Below are 15,848 nucleotides of genomic sequence, written 5' to 3'. Positions count from 1 at the left end.
CCATGGTCGTGCACCGCGGCAGGTGGACCCTCCAGGACCGGGCCGACGACGTGCTGCGGGCCCTGCCGGTCACCGTCGCACCGGGCACCGCCGCGCTCACCGTCCGGCTGGACTATTCCCGCGAGGCCGGGGTGCTCGACCTGGGCTGCATCGGGCCGGACGGCTTCCGCGGCTGGTCGGGCGGCGCCCGCGACGGCTACACGGTGGCCGCCGACTGGGCCACCCCCGGCTACCTGCCGGGCGAGCTGGAACCCGGCGAGTGGCAGGTGCTGCTGCGGTTGCACCGCATCCCACCCGACGGGCTGGACTACGAGGTCACCGCCACCACCAGCACCGCACCGCCGCCCGCGCCACCCCCACCGGCGGCGCCACCGCGCCCCGACCGCCCGCCCCGCCGCGAGCTGCCCGCCGTCGACGGCCGGCGCTGGCTCGCCGGTGACCTACACGCGCACACCGTGCACAGCGACGGCAGCCAGACCATCGACGAGCTGGCCGCGCTCGCCGCCGCCCGGGGCCTGGACTTCCTCGCCGTCACCGACCACAACACCGTCAGCCACCACCCGTGGCTGCCGGCCGCCTCCGCCCACTACGGCATCACCCTGCTGCCCGGCCAGGAGGTGACCACCGACCGGGGGCACGCCAACGTGTTCGGGCCGGTGGGCTGGGTCGACTTCCGCCGCCCGCCGGACGAGTGGCTCGCCGCCGCCCGGCGCGACGGCGGGCTCATGTCGGTCAACCACCCCCTCGGCGGCGACTGCGCCTGGCGCCAGCCGCTGGCCGACCGCACCCCGCTGGTCGAGGTGTGGCACTCCGGCTGGTGGGACCGCACCTGGGGCGCCCCCCTCGCGTGGGCGCGGGCCTGGCGGTCGGACGTCGTGGCGGTGGGCGGCAGCGACTTCCACCGCCCCGGCGACGACGCGCCGCCCGGCTCCCCCACCACCTGGGTGCTCGCCGACCCCGACCGCGCACCCGGCGACGCCGTGCTGGACGCGCTGCGCGGCGGCCGTACCGCCGTCTCGGCCGACCCCGACGGGCCGCTGCTGCTGCGCCTCGGTGACGAGCTGCTGGCGCTCGACGCCGACGGCGCGCTGCTGGCCGACCCGGACGGGCGGCACCGGGTGGTCCGCGGCGACCGGTGCCTGCTGCCGGCCGGCGACGGGCTGCACGTCCTGGAGTCCCACCGCATGGAGGTGATCGCACTGTGCAGCTGACCGCACGCACGCGGGTGGCCGGCGCCCCCGTCAACTACGGCATCTACCAGCCCACCGGCGCGCCCGTCGGCCCCGAGGACCTGCTCGCGGCCCTGGCCCGCGACGGCTACACCGGGGTGGACTCCGGCCCGATCGGCTACCTCGGCACCGGCGAGACCCTGGCGCGCCGGCTGGCCACGGCCGGCATCGGGCTGGCCGGCGGCTGGGTCGACCTGCGCTTCGCCGACCCGGCCGGCTTCGCCGAGGACCTGACCCAGCTCGACGCCGCGCTCGACGTGTTCACCGCCGCGCCGGTCGACGACCCCCGGTTCGCGCCCCGGCCGACCCTGGCCTGCCCTGGCAACCCGGGCCGGATGGCCCGGCCGGGCGTCCCGACCGACCTGGCGTCGGCGCTGCCCGCCGCGGCCTGGCCGGACTTCGCCGCGCGGGTGCAGCAGGCCGCCGACCGGTGCCGCGACCGCGGCCTGGAGCCGGTGTTCCACTACCACCTCGGCACCGACGTGGAGACCGAGGCGGAGGCCGACCGGCTGCTCGACCTGACCGACATCGCCATCTGCCTGGACACCGGGCACCTGGCGCTGGCCGGGGGCGACCCGGTGGCCGCCGCGCGCCGCTGGGCCGGCCGGATCGGCCAGGTGCACCTGAAGGACGCCGACCTCGCCGCCCATGCCCGGACCCGGGCGGCCGGCGGCGGCCTGATGGACGTGGTCGCGGCCGGCGGCTTCTGCGCCCTGGGCCGCGGCGACGTCGACCTCGCCGGGGTGTTCGCCGCGCTCGACGACACCGGCTACACCGGCTGGCTGGTGGTCGAACAGGACGCCCCCGAGGACGGCCGGGACCTCGACCGGATCCGCGCCGACCAGCACGCCAACCGGCGGTGGCTCGAGGAGGCGCTGCGATGACCGAGCCCGGCAAGCGGATCCGGATCGCGGTGGCCGGGCTGGGGATCATCGCCCGCACCGTGCACCTGCCGCTGCTGCAACGCCGCGCCGACCTGTTCGAGATCGTCGCGCTGGCCGACCTGTCCCCGTCCCGGCTGAGCGAGCTGGGTGAGCGGTACGGCGTCGAGCCCGCCCGCCGCTACACCGACGCGGCCCGGATGGTCACCGACGGCGGCTGCGACGCGGTGCTGCTGGCCACCTCCGGCTCGCACGGCGACCTGGCCGCGCTGGCGCTGCGCGCCGGCCTGCCCGTGCTGTGCGAGAAGCCGCTGGCCTACACCCTCTCCGAGACGGCCCGGCTGGCCGAGCTGGGCGCCGGCAGCCCGGCGCTGATGGTCGGCTACATGAAGCAGTACGACCCGGCGGTGGCCGAGGCCGCGCGGCTGCTCGCGGACCTCGGCGGCGCGGAGCGGGTGCACGCCGTGGAGGTGACCGTGCTGCACGCCGGCGGCGACCGGCAGCTGCGCTTCGCCAACCTGCCCCCGGCCGCCGGCGACGTGCCGGCCGAGGAGCTGGCCCGGCTCTCCGCCGTCGACCGGGCGCTGCTCGACGCCGCCGTCGGCGCCGACCCGGGCGCCCGCACCCTCTACCAGATCCTGATCAACAGCATCTCGCACGACCTGTCCCTGCTGCGGCTGTTCAGCGGGGCGCCGGCCACCGTGGAGCAGGTCGCCACCTGGCCGCTCACCCCGGACGGCCCGACCGAGCCGTCGGTGGAGATCAGCGGGCGGCTGCCGGGCGGCGCCCGCTACGGCATCCGGTGGCTCAACCTGCCGGACTACCCCGCCTACCGGGAGACGGTCACCGTGCACCACGCCCGAGGCTCGCTGGAGCTGGTGTTCCCCTCGCCGTACCTGCTCAACGCGCCGACCACGCTGACCGTGGTGGACGAGCACGGCGGCGGCGAGCGGCGGGCCGCGTACCGGTCGGTGACCGAGGCGTTCGAGCAGGAACTGGTGGCGTTCCACGCGATGGTCACCGCGGGCGCCGCGCCGCTGACCGGAATCGCCGAGGGCGCGGCCGACGTGCGGACCAGCCAGCAGGTGGTACGCCGCTACGGTGAGCTGACCGGGGCGGCGATCGGCGGAGAGGCGGCGAGCTGATGACGCGACCGACCGAGATCATCGTGGTGCCACACACGCACTGGGACCGGGAGTGGTACGAGCCGTTCCAGCGGTTCCGGCTGCGGCTGGTGGCGCTGCTGGACGACGTGTTCGACCGGATGGAGCGCGACCCGCGGCAGCGGTTCACCCTGGACGGGCAGCTCGCCGCGGTCGACGACTACCTGGAGGTCCGCCCGGAGCGGCGGGAGCAGGTGATCGAGCTGGTCCGCGCCGGCCGCCTGTCGGTGGGCCCGTGGCAGATCCTGCTCGACGAGTTCCTCTGCTCCGGGGAGAACATCGTCCGCAACCTGGAACGCGGCCTGGCCCGCAGCGCCGACCTGGGCGGCGCCATGCCGGTCGGCTACCTGCCCGACATGTTCGGCCACATCGCCCAGATGCCGCAGATCCTGGCCGGCGCCGGGCTGGCGCACGCCTGCGTGTTCCGGGGCGTGCCCGAGCGGGTGCACCGTCACGCGTTCGCCTGGCAGGCGCCCGACGGCACCACGCTCCGGGCCCAGTACCTGCCCGGCGGCTACGGCAACGCGGCCGGACTGATGGACGACGCCGCGCAGGTCACCCGCCGCGCCGGCGACCTCGCCGACCGGCTCGCCGCGTGGCGGCCCGCCGGCGACGACACCCCGGTCCTGGCCATGTACGGCACCGACCATGCCGCCCCGGCGCCGGACGCCCCCGACCTGCTGGCCACCGCCGACGTGGACGGCACCCGGTTGCGGCTGGGCACCCTCGCCGAATACTTCGCCACGCAACCGGCCACGGTCGACGGCCTGCCCGTGGTCCGCGGCGAGCTGCGCTCGCACGCCCGGGCCAACATCCTGCCCGGCGTCATCTCCGTCCGCGCGCACCTGAAGCAGGCGATGAACCGCGCCGAGCGGCGCGTCGAACGGTACGCCGAACCGCTCGCCGCGCTCACCCACGACGGGTCCGTCCAGCGCTTCCTCGACATGGCCTGGACCCGGCTGATCGACGCCAGCTGCCACGACTCGGTGACCGGCTGCGGCTGCGACGAGACCGCCGAACAGGTCGCCGCCCGGCTCGCCGAGGCCGACCAGCTCGGCCGGGCGGTCTGCGACCTGGTCGGCGCGCGGCTGTCGGCCGCCGTGCCCCGGGACGGCTACCTGCTGTTCAACCCCACCCCGGCGGCGCGTACCGCCCTGGTGTGCCTGGATGTGGAGGCACCGGCCGACAGCACGGTGGCGCTCGCCGACGCGGCCGGCCACAGTGTGGCAACCCAGGTCCTCGACCGGGGCCGCACGCTGCTCGCCGACGACGTGGTGCCGGCGGCCGACCTGCCGGCCGTGCTCACCCGGGTGCACGGCCGGGAGCTCTACGGCCAGGAGGTGACCGCCTGGTCGGTGTCGCCCGACGACGCCACCCTCACCGTCCAGGTGGCGCGACACGGCGACCCGGCCTTCGACGTGGAGGACGTCCGCCTGGCGCTCGCCGCCGCCGGGCAGCCCGACCGGTGGCGGGTACGGATCCTCGCCGCTCCCCGGGCCACCGTCGCCGCCCTGGTCGACGTGCCACCGCTGGGGCACGCCGCGGTCCGGCCGGCGCCGCTCCCGGCGACCGCGACGCCCGCGTCCGACCCGGTCACGGTGGCCGGCCGCAGCCTCGACAACGGCCTGCTCCGGGTCGACGTCGCCGAGGACGGCACCCTGTCGCTGTCCACCCCGGACGGGGTGACCGTGGACGGGGTCGGCCGGATCGTCGACGGCGGCGACGTCGGCGACAGCTACAACTACGCCCCGCCGGCCGCCGACGAACTGGTGGACAAGCCGCGGGCGGTGCGGACCGTGGTGCGCCACGACGGACCGCTGGTGGCCGTCCTGGAGGTGGTACGCGAGTACCGCTGGCCGGTGGCCGCGGACGTCGACGCGGGCTCGCGCGCCGTGGACCGGGAGCCGATCACCGTCACCACCCGGGTCGAGCTGCGCCGCGGCGAAGGCTTCGTCCGGCTGCGCGTCGAGTTCGACAACCGCTGCGACGACCACCGGGTGCGGCTGCACCTGCCGCTGCCGTCGCCGGCCGACACCTCGTACGCCGAGGGCCAGTTCGCCGTCGTGGCGCGCGGCCTGACGGCCGAGGGCGGTGGCGGCGAGGTGCCGCTGCCCACCTTCCCGGCCAACGGGTTCGTCGCCGCCGGCGGGCCGCACGGCGCGCTCGCCGTGCTGCTCACCCAGCCCACCGAGTACGAGCTGACCGACGCCGGCCGCGAGCTGGCGGTCACCGTGCTGCGGTCGATCGGGATGCTGTCGCGCAACCGGCACGCGCTGCGCGACGAGCCCGCCGGCCCGCAGTTGCCCACGCCCGAGGCGCAGTGCCGCGGCACCCGCACCGTCGAGCTGGCGGTGCTGCCCTACCAGGGCGCCTGGCACGAGGCGGGGGTGCTGGCGGCGGCCGAGACGTACCGGCACGAGGTGCTGGCGTTCCCCGGCACCGCCGACCCGGCCACCGCGCTGCCCGCGCCGACGGTCGGGCTCTCCGTCGACGGTGCGGGCGTCGCGGTGACCAGCGTCCGGGACCGGGCGGGCCGCACCGAGGTCCGGCTGGTGGCGCAGACCCCGGTCGACACCACCGCCGTGCTCGGCGCCGCGACGGTCCGCGGGGCGTGGCGGGCCGACCTGCTCGGCCGGGCCGGCGAGCCGCTCGCCGTCGACGGTGACGGGATGGTCCGGCTGCCCCTGCGGGCCTGGGAGATCGCCACGGTGCAGCTCGACCTCACCTGACCGTCGGCAACGGCCCAGCGCGGCTCACGTTGCGCGGGGCGCCGCCCGGTCGGCGCGCGGCGGCACGGCGTTGTCGACGTCGAGCAGTCCGGCGTCGACCACGGCCCGGCTCAGCGGCCGGGTCAGCTCGGCGAGGCGGGCGCACCCGTCGGCGCCGAGCACCGCGTACGCGGGCGTGGCGAGCCGGTCGGTGGCCGCCTCGATCCATGCGCGCTGCGCCCGTCCGCTGTCGGTCAGGGCCGGCTCGTCGCCCTCGACCAGCCCGCGCCCACGCAGCCGCTCGATCGCGTCCGCCCACTGTTCGCCGGTCCAGCCCCGGGTGCGGCGCAGGAAGCGGACCGCCACCTCGCCGGAGGCGGCGTGCAGCACCAGCGCCTCCAGCCCGGTCAGGCCGGCGAGCACCAGGGCAGCCACGTGCCCGTCGCCGCGGAACTCCCGCAGGAGCGTCTGGGCCTGCCAGAGGATCAGGTGCGGCTGGTCCGGCCAGGGCAGCGCGGCGTGGGCGGCGAACAGCGGCCGACCCTCGGGGTGGGCGGTGGCGGATTCGGCGGCGCGCCGGGCCAGCTCGGCGGCCTCGACCAGCTCCGGGGCCCGCACCGCGTCGCCGAGCGCCCGGGTCAGGGCCGCGTCGGCGGCGTCCCGCCGGGCGGCCAGCACGGCGGCCGGTGTCGCCCGCTCCCAGGCGGCCGGCAGCACCCGGGCCACGAGGTCCGGGCTGAAGTTGAAGAAGCTGGCCACGACCGGGCCGGGGCCGACCGGTCCCAGGGCGGCCGCGCGGGAGGCGAAGTAGCCGGCCGGCGCGGGGAGGCCGAGGGCGGCGTACCGCTCGTGCGCCTCGGGCACGAAGTAGATCATCGCGTGCAGGGGCTCGGTCACCCGCCACGCCCGGCGCACGACGGCGGGATCGAGCGCGGCCGGCTGCTGCCCGCCCGGATCCGCCAGCGCTGTCAGGTCCGCCATGTCACTGCCTTCCGCCGAGGACGTTACCGATCGGTAGGTTCCCATGCCGGCGGCGGCCTGTCACCCTCCGGGGCGCGAGGCGCACTGGCACGGTGCGGCCGGCCCGTCGGGTCGGGGAGTTGGCAAAGGCTGCCGGTTGGGGCCTTCTGCTCAGGTCAACGGCGTGTTCTCATACGGAACGACGATGTCACCGACCTGCCGGCGGCAGCGCTCGTCCATCCGGTCGGTGACGCCATCCCCCGGCGAAAGGTGCAACGATGCACAGAAGATCCACGTTCCAACTGGCGGTCCTGACCGCCACCGCTGCGACGTTCCTGGCGTCCGGCGGGGCCTCCGCGGCGGCGGGCACGGCAGGGTCCGTGACCGCCTCCGCGGGCGTGACGGCGTGCGCGCCGGGTGCCGAGGGGCACAGCGCGGCGCGGGTGAGCGGGGGCGCCACCGCCCAGGAGCCCGAGCTGTACTCCAAGAACGAGGCGAACGCCTACGGCGTGATCAAGGATTCGCCGCGCCTGCCCAACGGCAGCGTCACCGTGCCCACCGTCTTCCACATGGTCTCCGACCACCCCCTCAGCGCGGCGGAGACCAACCGGTGGAAGACCCTGATCGCGGCGCAGATGACGGTGCTCAACGATTCGTACGCCGGCCGCACCGCGGCGGACGCCTCCGACACCCCGTTCCGGTTCTCGCTGGTCGGGACGACGTGGACGGTGAACAGCGACTGGTACACGGTCGTGCCCGGCAAGAACGAGCGCGACATGAAGAAGGCGTTGTACACGGGCGACGCCCGCACCTTGAACGTGTACGCGGCCAACATCGGCGGCGGCCTCCTCGGCTGGGCGTACTTCCCCAAGGGCTACAACAACGGCCGGGACTACATCGACGGCGTGGTGATGCTCGACGAGTCGATGCCGGGCGGGACGGCGGGCAAGTACGCCCTGGGTGACACGCTGACGCACGAGGTCGGGCACTGGCTGATGCTGGAGCACACCTTCGCGCACGGGTGCTCCGCCTCCGGCGACTTCGTCGCGGACACCCCGCGGGAGGCCGCGCCGCAGTTCAACTGCCCGGTGGGCGCGGACACCTGCACCGCACCCGGGCTGGACCCGATCCACAACTTCATGGACTACACGCAGGACTCCTGCATGAACATGTTCACCGCCGGACAGGCGGACCGGATGAGCGACGCCTGGGTGGCGTTCCGGGCCGGCGGCGGCAAGTAGCCACCACCAGTCGGGGCTGACGGGCCGCGAACCAGCGGCCCGTCAGCGCCCACCCACTCCCGGCCGTCCTCCGGCGCCGCGACATGCGGCTCGGCTCCGCGTCGCGCGGCGGTCGGTGCCTGATGCTGGGACGGTGACAGAACCTGCTCGGGGGCCAGGACGGTCATCACCGTTCGGCGTGGAGCGGGATCCCTCGCGGGTCGTCGCGTTCAGCGATGCCGTCATCGCCATCGCCGTCACGCTGCTCGTCCTGGAGATCCGTCCGCCGCAGGACAGCCGGCACCTGGTGCACGGCCTCCTCGCGCTATGGCCGTCCTACCTGGCCTATGTCGTCACCTTCATGTTGATCGGACAGGTGTGGGCCAATCACCACGTCATGTTCGACCAGATCCGGACCGCCGACCGGACGGTGCTGTTCCTCAACACCGTGCTGCTGATGGACATCGCCTTCCTGCCCTTCGCCGCCTCGGTGCTGTCCCAGGCGTTCCGCGACGGGCAGGGCGAGCGCGTCGCCGTCGTCCTCCACGGCATCACGTTCGAACTGGCGGCCATCCTGTTCAACGTGATCTGGGCGTACGCACGCCGTCGTCCCCGGCTGCTCGTGACCACCATCGATGTCGCCGGCGCCAGAGCCATCGGCCGGCGCTTCCGGCTCGCCCTCACCTGGATCGCCGCCGGCACGCTGCTGGGTGCCCTCGTTCCCGCTCTGGGCGTCGCGGTGATCGCCGCGTTCATTCCCTTCTACTGGCTGCCGATCCGGGGCGAGACGGGCAGGATAGGGCCCGGCCGTGGCCCGGTCGATCCGGTGTGACCGCGGGTGGCCGGAACGGCAGCCGGGCGGACTCACCCGTGCGGTGTCGAAGTTCCGAAACGTCCCGAGCGGCCGGTTTGACGCCTTCATCATGACAACGAGACGGGACGCGAGAGCCAGGAGGCAACGAGATGAAGCGTCGACGGAGCAGGCGGCGGTCGCTGCTGCAGGCAGCGATGATCACACTGACGGCGGTGGTGGCGGCGGCAGCGGTGGTCCGCGCCGGGCGCCGGCACGCCGTGGGAGACACCCCGCCGGTTGCCCTTCCGGTCCGGGGCGGCGACGGCACCGAAACGGCCGTCTCCTCGCCGCCGCTCGGCGCGGCACCGGTCCTCACCCGTTCGGCGGAGTGAGGCCGTCCGCTATTTGACCTTGCGGGTCGAGCGGACCACGATGCCGTCGTACTCGGGGTGCTTCTCCAGCCAGCCGCTCAGGAACGGGCAGATCGGCACCACGGTCCGCCGGTTGGCCCGCGCGTCGTCCATGACCGCGCGGGCCAGGAGGGAGCCGACGCCCCGCCCCTCGAACTCCGGGGCGACCTCGGTGTGGGTGTAGGCGATGATGTTGCCGGTCAGCTGGTAGGTGACCAGGCCGGCCGTCGCGCCCGTCTCGTCCCGCGCCTCGAACCGGTCCCGCTCGGGCACGTCAGTCACCGTGAAACCCATTCCGCCATCCAACCACGGCCCGATGGGGTCCACCGCTGATAGTGACCGCGGCGACAGACCGATCCTGGACAGCTACAGTTAACAAACCTAATAATTGTGCATCCGTCGATACGTCCGACGGCCCACCCCCGTACCGGGAGGACCGGATGCACCGCACCGCCCGTACCCCGTTCCTGGCCGCTCTCGCGGCGCTCGCCACCGCCGCCGCGACCGTGGCGCTCGCCGGCCCCGCCCTGGCCGCCGGCCCCACCGCGACCTTCGTCAAGACCTCCGACTGGGGCAGCGGTTGGGAGGGCAAATACACCATCACCAACGGCGGCGCCAGCACCATCACCGGCTGGCAGGTCGCCTTCACCCTGCCCGCAGGCACCACCCTGGGCTCGTACTGGGACGCCACGGTCAGCAGCGTGGGCCAGCGGCACACGTTCACGAACCGGTCCTGGAACGGCGGCATCGCCCCCGGCGCCTCGGTGTCGTTCGGCTTCCTCGCCACCGGGTCCGGCTCGCCCACCGACTGCACCCTCAACGGCGCCCCGTGCGGCGGTGGCACCCCGACCACCCCGCCGACGACCACGGCACCGCCCACGACCAGCCCGCCGCCCGCCACGGCTCCGCCCACCACGGCCCCGCCGACCACGCCACCGCCGACGAACCCGCCGCCCGCCGGCGGGCTGCCGAAGCACGCCCTGATCGGCTACCTGCACGCCAGCTTCGCCAACGGCTCCGGCTACCTGCGGATGGCCGACGTGCCCGCCGACTGGGACATCGTCAACCTGGCCTTCGGCGAGCCCACCTCGGTCACCTCCGGCGACATCCGCTTCCAGCTCTGCCCCGTCGCCGAGTGCCCCACCGTCGAGAGCGAGGCGGAGTTCACCGCGGCCATCCGGGCCAAGCAGCAGCAGGGCAAGAAGGTGCTGCTGTCCATCGGCGGCCAGAACGGGCAGGTGCAGCTCACCACGAGCGCCGCCCGGGACACCTTCGTCCGGTCGGTGTCCGCGATCATCGACCGGTACGGCCTCGACGGCCTGGACATCGACTTCGAGGGCCACTCCCTCTACCTGAACCCCGGCGACACCGACTTCCGCAACCCCACCACTCCGGTGGTCGTCAACCTGATCGCGGCGATCCGGACCCTCAAGCAGCGCTACGGCGCCGGCTTCGTCCTCACGATGGCTCCGGAGACGTTCTTCGTGCAGCTCGGCTACCAGTTCTACGGGTCGGGCCCGTGGGGCGGGCAGGATCCCCGCGCCGGGTCGTACCTGCCCGTGATCCACGCCCTGCGCGACATCCTCACCGTGCTGCACGTGCAGGACTACAACTCCGGCCCGATCGTCGGGCTGGACAACCAGTACCACACCATGGGCGGCGCGGACTTCCACATCGCGATGACCGACATGCTGCTCGCCGGCTTCCCGGTCGCCGGGAACGCCAGCGCCGTGTTCCCGGCACTACGGGAGGACCAGGTCGCCTTCGGCGCGCCGTCGTCGACCAGCGCCGGCAACGGCTACGTCGCTCCGGCGGGGGTGCAGCAGGCTGTCACCTGCCTGGTCAGGGGCCAGAGCTGCGGCGGCTACACGCCGCGCAGCGGCACCAACCCGGGCTTCCGCGGCCTGATGACGTGGTCGATCAACTGGGACCGCTACTACGGGTGGGAGTTCCGGCTCCAGCACGGCCCCTTCCTGAGGGCGCTGCCCTGACCGCGCGCCGGCGCCCCGGGTCGCACCGACCGGGCCCGGGGCGGCCGGCCTCGACACGAAAAAAGGGAGCACCTGCTCCCTTCCACCTCCAACGTATATCGCACCTGGGGGCTTGCGGCAAGACCCCGGTAGTGCCGCAGAATCACCGGCCTAAGCCAGCAACCTGCGGAAACGGGGTGGCGGAACGGTGCCGGTGACCCGGCGGCGCCGCCGCGGCCCCAGATCGGAAATGGTGCGTTGAATCCCCTGACCAGCAGCGTGTTCGACCTTCCCGACCGTCTCTCGCCCAAGGCCGACCCGACGCTGATCGCCCGCGACGAGGAGCACTTCGCCGCCATGGCGGAGAGCCTCGAGCGGTTGTCCGCCGACCTGTCCGACCGCCTCGATGCGGCGCGCAGAGCGCCCGGGGGCAAGGGCCGGCAGGCGTCGGACCGGGACGAGGAGGTCCGCCGGCTGACCGCCCGGCTGCGCACCCTGCGTCGCTACGGTGTGGACCTGTGCCTCGGACGCATGGTCGGCGCCGACGACGTCGAGCCCGTGTACATCGGACGACGTGGCCTCACGGACAGCGAGGGTCGTCGGCTGTTGCTCGACTGGCGCTCCCCCGCGGCCGAGCCGTTCTTCGGCGCGACCCACGCCAACCCGATGGGTCTGGCGAGCCGCCGCCGGTATCGCTGGACCCGCGGCCGGATCACGGACTACTGGGACGAGGTGTTCGCCCCGGACGGGCTGGAAGGGCACGCCGCGCTCGACGACCAGTCCGCCTTCATCGCCAGCCTGGGCGGCAGCCGGTCGAACCGGATGCGGGATGTGCTCGGCACCATCCAGGCCGACCAGGACGCCATCATCCGCGCGGACTCCCGCGGCGCGCTCGTCGTGGACGGCGGTCCGGGCACCGGAAAGACCGTCGTGGCCCTGCACCGCACCGCCTACCTCCTCTACGCCGACCCTCGCCTCGGTCACCGTCGGGGCGGCGTGCTGTTCGTCGGTCCGCACCAGCCCTACCTGGCCTACGTCGGCGACGTCCTTCCCAGCCTCGGCGAGGAGGAGGTGCAGACCTGCACCCTGCGCGACCTCGTCCCCGCGGGCGCCGCGGCAACCATCGAGACCGACCCGGCCGTGGCGCTCCTGAAATCCTCCGCGGACCTGGTGAAGGCGATCGAGGCGGCCGTCCGGTTCTACGAGGAGCCGCCGACCAAGGGGATGACCGTCACGACCGACGAGTCCGACATCCGGCTGAGCGCCGACGACTGGGCCGAGGCGTTCGAGGCACCGGACCCCGGCACACCGCACAACGAGGCGCGCGACCAGATCTGGGAGGAGCTGCTCACGATCCTGGTGGACAAGCACGACGGCGACGAACCGGCTGACCAGCTCCGCAGGTCACTGCTGCGGAACAGGGAGCTGCACGCGGCCTTCAACCGGGCGTGGCCGCTGCTCGAAGCGACCGACCTCGTCGGAGACCTGTGGTCGGTCCCCGCCTACCTGCGGAAGTGCGCACCGTGGCTCAGCCCGGACGAGGTTCGGACGTTGCAGCGTGCGGACGCCCAGGCCTGGACGGTGTCCGACCTGCCGCTCCTGGACGCGGCCCGGCAGCGGCTCGGCGACCCGGAGGAGTCCGGGCGTAAGCGTCGGCAGGAGGCCATCGTCGCCGTCGAACGCGCGCGCATGGCCACGGTCGTCGACGAACTGATCGAGGCCCACGCCTATGACGACGGTGAAGGTGTGCTGTCGAGCCTGCGTCAACTGGATCTCCAGGATGCCCTGGTCGACGAGGCCGCACTGCCCAGCGCCGATCCGGACCTGCTCGCCGGCCCGTTCGCGCACATCGTCGTGGACGAGGCGCAGGAACTGACCGACGCGGAGTGGCAGATGCTCCTGCTCCGCTGCCCGTCCCGGAGCTTCACCATCGTCGGGGACCGCGCCCAGGCCAGGCACGGGTTCACGGAGTCGTGGCAGGAACGGCTCGAACGGATCGGGCTCGACCGGATAAGCCTGGCCACCCTGAGCATCAACTACCGGACGCCGAAGGAGGTTATGGCGGAAGCCGAGCCGGTCATCCGGGCCGTGCTCCCGGACGCCAACGTGCCGACCTCCATCCGCGGCAGCGGCGTCCCCGTCGTACACGGATCTGCTTCTGATCTGGGCTCGATCCTCGACACCTGGCTCGCCGCGCACGCCGAGGGGATCGCCTGCGTCATCGGCGACCCCTCGTTCCGGGCTACCTCCCGCGTCCGGTCGCTGACCCCGGAGCTGTCGAAGGGGCTCGAGTTCGACCTGGTCGTCCTCGTCGACCCCGAGGCGTTCGGCGACGGCATCGAAGGAGCGGTGGACCGTTATGTCGCCATGACCCGGGCGACCCAGCAGCTCGTCGTCCTCACCAGCGCCTGATCGGTGATCGCCCGACGATGATGTCACCTCGCGGCCCGCTCGCCGGTCGTACGGGTGGAGTGATCGGCACGGGAGGGGACGATGTGGAGCCACAGCAACAGATCAGACAGGTGTACGCCACCTCAGCGGCCCGCCTCGTGGCGCAGGTGTACGGAATGACCGGCGACTACGCCGAGGCGCAGGACGTGGTGCAGGAGGCGTTCGTCCGGGCGCTGGCCCGGCCGGGACGGTTCCGCGAGGTGGCCAACCCGGAGGCCTGGCTGCGGACGGTGGCGTTGAATGTCGCCCGGTCCCGGCACCGCCGGCGGGTGCTGCTGCACGGTCTCGTCCGCTCCGGTCGCCTCGACCCGGCGCAGCCGAGCGCACCGGCGCTGTCCCCGGACCACGTCGCGCTGGTGGCGGCGTTGCAGCGGCTGCCGCGGGCGGCCCGGGAGACCGTGGTGCTGCACCACCTCGCGGACCTGCCCGTCACCGAGGTGGCGACCGCCATGGGCTGCTCGGTGGAGGCGGTGAAGACCCGGTTGGTCCGGGCCCGCCGCGCGCTGGCCGAGCAGCTCGGTGAGGACGACCCGTCCGCGCCCGCGCCGGCCGCCTCGCACGGTGTCCCGACCCGCCCCGACCGGAAGGCCCGCCATGCCTGAGCTGAACTTCGCCAGCCTCAACGCCGCCGCCCAGGCCGGGTTCAAGCCGCACTTCGAGCAGGTCGTCGCCGCGGCGCGCCGACGCCGTCGCCGGCGCCAGATCCTGACCGTCGCCACCGCCGCGGCGCTGCTCGCCGGCTCAGGCGTGGCCGTGGCGGCCCGATCCGGCGAGGACGGCCCGCCGGCGACCCGATTCGGCACCGACCGTACGCCGGACTTCATCCCCACTCCGGGTGGCACGCCCAGCCCGGGCACCGGCCCGCAGGTCGCCACCGGTCGGCCCGCCGCCGGCGACCTGACCCACGTCTACCTGCGCTGGACCGAGTGCCGCGACTGTCCCCCTCGCTGGGCGGGCACCGACGACGGCGGCCGGCACTGGCGCACCGGTCCGCTACCCGTGCCGGCCGACGCCATGGTGGACCTGCGGGCGGCCGGACCTCGCACCGTGGTGGCCCACTACGTGGCTCGGTCTGCCCCGGACAGCAGGTCCGGGCGATGGATCGCCAGCGCCGACGGCGGGACCACCTGGCGCGAGGTGACCGTGCGGCCCGTGGACGCGCTACCGACCGGCTGGCGGGTCCTCGGCCGGCAGCCCGGCCCCACGAACGACCCGATCATCGCGGCCGACCCGGCCACCGGCGACCTGGCGCAGCTCACCCGGCGGTCGGCCCTGCGCAATTCGGCGGTGGTCGAGAGCGTGCCCGCCGCGGCCGGTCTGTGGGTCAGCGGGTTCACCGGTGAGCGCATCGAGCACGACGGCCGAATCGTCGGCACCGGTGGCGCCGTGGAGGTGAGCCGCGACGGCGGTCGCACCTGGTCCCGGCACGAGTTCCCGGACGACCTCAGCGCCTCCGACGACGTCGGCGGCCCGGCGGTCGCCACCCGGGACGGCCGCACCGTCTACGCGCTCGGCCGGGTGCGCGGCGCCCTGGTGGTCTGGCGCAGCACGGACGGCGGAGGCACCTGGAGGCGGACCGCCGCGACGGCCACGGTCGGCGACCGCACGATCCGCGCGGCGGTGCGGCCCGACGGTGTGCTGGTCGTCCAGGCCGGCGTCTCGGCCCAGGAGAACCCGCTGATGTTCGCCAGCTCCGACACCGGCGCGACGCTGCGCCCCGCGCCACTGGAGCCCGGCGCCGACCCCCGCCCGGTGCCGGACGGGTACGTGCAGACCGGCTGGCCGGACAGCAAGGGCGCCTGGCTCTCCGCCGACGGCGTCACCTGGACGTGGCTGGACCCGCCCGAGCTGCCCTGAGCGGACCGGGTGCTCCTGGCGGGCCGGCCGCCGGGAGCATCCGATTCGGGTGTACGCCGGCTCAGAACGGGTAATCCCGGGCGCTCAACCGCCGTGTCAGACGTGTCAGGGGGACGTGTGTTCGCCAATCCCGAGGAACTCCTGCGATACCTCAGCAACGAGGACGTGAAGTTCGTCGACGTACGTTTCTGTGACCTGCCCGGCGT

General features: G+C 74.2%; 13 protein-coding genes. 11 read left to right on the top strand and 2 right to left on the bottom strand.

Features of this window, described 5'->3' with window-relative positions:
* Positions 1-2: 2 nt before the first annotated feature.
* From ACFYPD_RS18330 to ACFYPD_RS18315, 4 genes are read left to right on the top strand one after another with little or no spacing between them, the layout of a single operon-like run.
* Complete coding sequence (locus ACFYPD_RS18330) at positions 3-1,211, top strand: CehA/McbA family metallohydrolase (RefSeq protein ID WP_387114459.1); 1,209 nt, start codon at positions 3-5, stop codon at positions 1,209-1,211.
* Positions 1,202-2,113, top strand: coding sequence for a sugar phosphate isomerase/epimerase family protein (locus tag ACFYPD_RS18325; RefSeq protein WP_387114457.1), 912 nt, complete (start codon positions 1,202-1,204; stop codon positions 2,111-2,113). Before ACFYPD_RS18330 ends, ACFYPD_RS18325 begins: the two co-directional genes overlap by 10 nt.
* Positions 2,110-3,255, top strand: coding sequence for a Gfo/Idh/MocA family protein (locus tag ACFYPD_RS18320; RefSeq protein ID WP_387114454.1), 1,146 nt, complete (start codon positions 2,110-2,112; stop codon positions 3,253-3,255). Before ACFYPD_RS18325 ends, ACFYPD_RS18320 begins: the two co-directional genes overlap by 4 nt.
* Positions 3,255-6,002, top strand: a complete 2,748-nt coding sequence (locus ACFYPD_RS18315; RefSeq protein WP_387114450.1) for a hypothetical protein — start codon at positions 3,255-3,257, stop codon at positions 6,000-6,002. Before ACFYPD_RS18320 ends, ACFYPD_RS18315 begins: the two co-directional genes overlap by 1 nt.
* Before the next feature lie 24 nt (positions 6,003-6,026).
* Here the strand turns inward: ACFYPD_RS18315 and ACFYPD_RS18310 are convergent, their stop codons facing one another.
* On the bottom strand, positions 6,027-6,962 hold the full coding sequence (locus ACFYPD_RS18310) for a hypothetical protein (RefSeq protein WP_387114447.1): 936 nt from the start codon (positions 6,960-6,962) through the stop codon (positions 6,027-6,029).
* 257 nt (positions 6,963-7,219) lie between these two features.
* On the opposite strand from ACFYPD_RS18310, the gene ACFYPD_RS18305 reads away from it, so the two are divergent.
* From ACFYPD_RS18305 to ACFYPD_RS18295, 3 genes are all read left to right on the top strand, one after another.
* On the top strand, positions 7,220-8,182 hold the full coding sequence (locus tag ACFYPD_RS18305; RefSeq protein ID WP_387114444.1) for a zinc metalloprotease: 963 nt from the start codon (positions 7,220-7,222) through the stop codon (positions 8,180-8,182).
* Between the two features lie 178 nt (positions 8,183-8,360).
* A complete protein-coding gene (locus ACFYPD_RS18300; RefSeq protein ID WP_387114441.1) occupies positions 8,361-8,993 on the top strand; it encodes a TMEM175 family protein in 633 nt (210 codons plus the stop codon).
* Between the two features lie 176 nt (positions 8,994-9,169).
* Positions 9,170-9,346, top strand: coding sequence for a hypothetical protein (locus tag ACFYPD_RS18295; RefSeq protein WP_387114438.1), 177 nt, complete (start codon positions 9,170-9,172; stop codon positions 9,344-9,346).
* 9 nt (positions 9,347-9,355) lie between these two features.
* Here ACFYPD_RS18295 and ACFYPD_RS18290 read toward each other — a convergent pair whose 3' ends face one another.
* On the bottom strand, positions 9,356-9,646 hold the full coding sequence (locus tag ACFYPD_RS18290) for a GNAT family N-acetyltransferase (RefSeq protein ID WP_387114435.1): 291 nt from the start codon (positions 9,644-9,646) through the stop codon (positions 9,356-9,358).
* A 158-nt stretch (positions 9,647-9,804) separates the two neighbouring features.
* Between ACFYPD_RS18290 and ACFYPD_RS18285 the strand changes: the two genes are divergently transcribed.
* The 4 genes from ACFYPD_RS18285 (at position 9,805) to ACFYPD_RS18270 (ending at position 15,642) form a co-directional block, all read left to right on the top strand.
* Positions 9,805-11,355, top strand: coding sequence for a chitinase (locus tag ACFYPD_RS18285; RefSeq protein ID WP_387114432.1), 1,551 nt, complete (start codon positions 9,805-9,807; stop codon positions 11,353-11,355).
* A 258-nt stretch (positions 11,356-11,613) separates the two neighbouring features.
* Positions 11,614-13,746 (top strand): RNA polymerase recycling motor ATPase HelR, encoded by a 2,133-nt coding sequence (gene helR, locus ACFYPD_RS18280; protein ID WP_387114429.1) that lies wholly within the window; start codon positions 11,614-11,616, stop codon positions 13,744-13,746.
* 83 nt (positions 13,747-13,829) lie between these two features.
* The gene (locus ACFYPD_RS18275) at positions 13,830-14,387 is read left to right on the top strand and encodes an RNA polymerase sigma factor (protein WP_387114426.1); all 558 of its coding nucleotides are present in this window, start codon (positions 13,830-13,832) and stop codon (positions 14,385-14,387) included.
* Positions 14,380-15,642 carry a WD40/YVTN/BNR-like repeat-containing protein gene (locus tag ACFYPD_RS18270; protein WP_387114423.1) on the top strand — a complete coding sequence of 421 codons (1,263 nt, stop codon included), beginning with the start codon at positions 14,380-14,382 and terminating at the stop codon, positions 15,640-15,642. The genes ACFYPD_RS18275 and ACFYPD_RS18270 overlap by 8 nt, the downstream gene beginning before the upstream one ends.
* The last annotated feature ends 206 nt before the right edge of the window (positions 15,643-15,848 follow it).

This window comes from Micromonospora sp. NPDC005299, assembly GCF_042872345.1.
GTDB lineage: Bacteria > Actinomycetota > Actinomycetes > Mycobacteriales > Micromonosporaceae > Micromonospora.
This window is presented reverse-complemented; position numbering and strand designations above follow the sequence as displayed.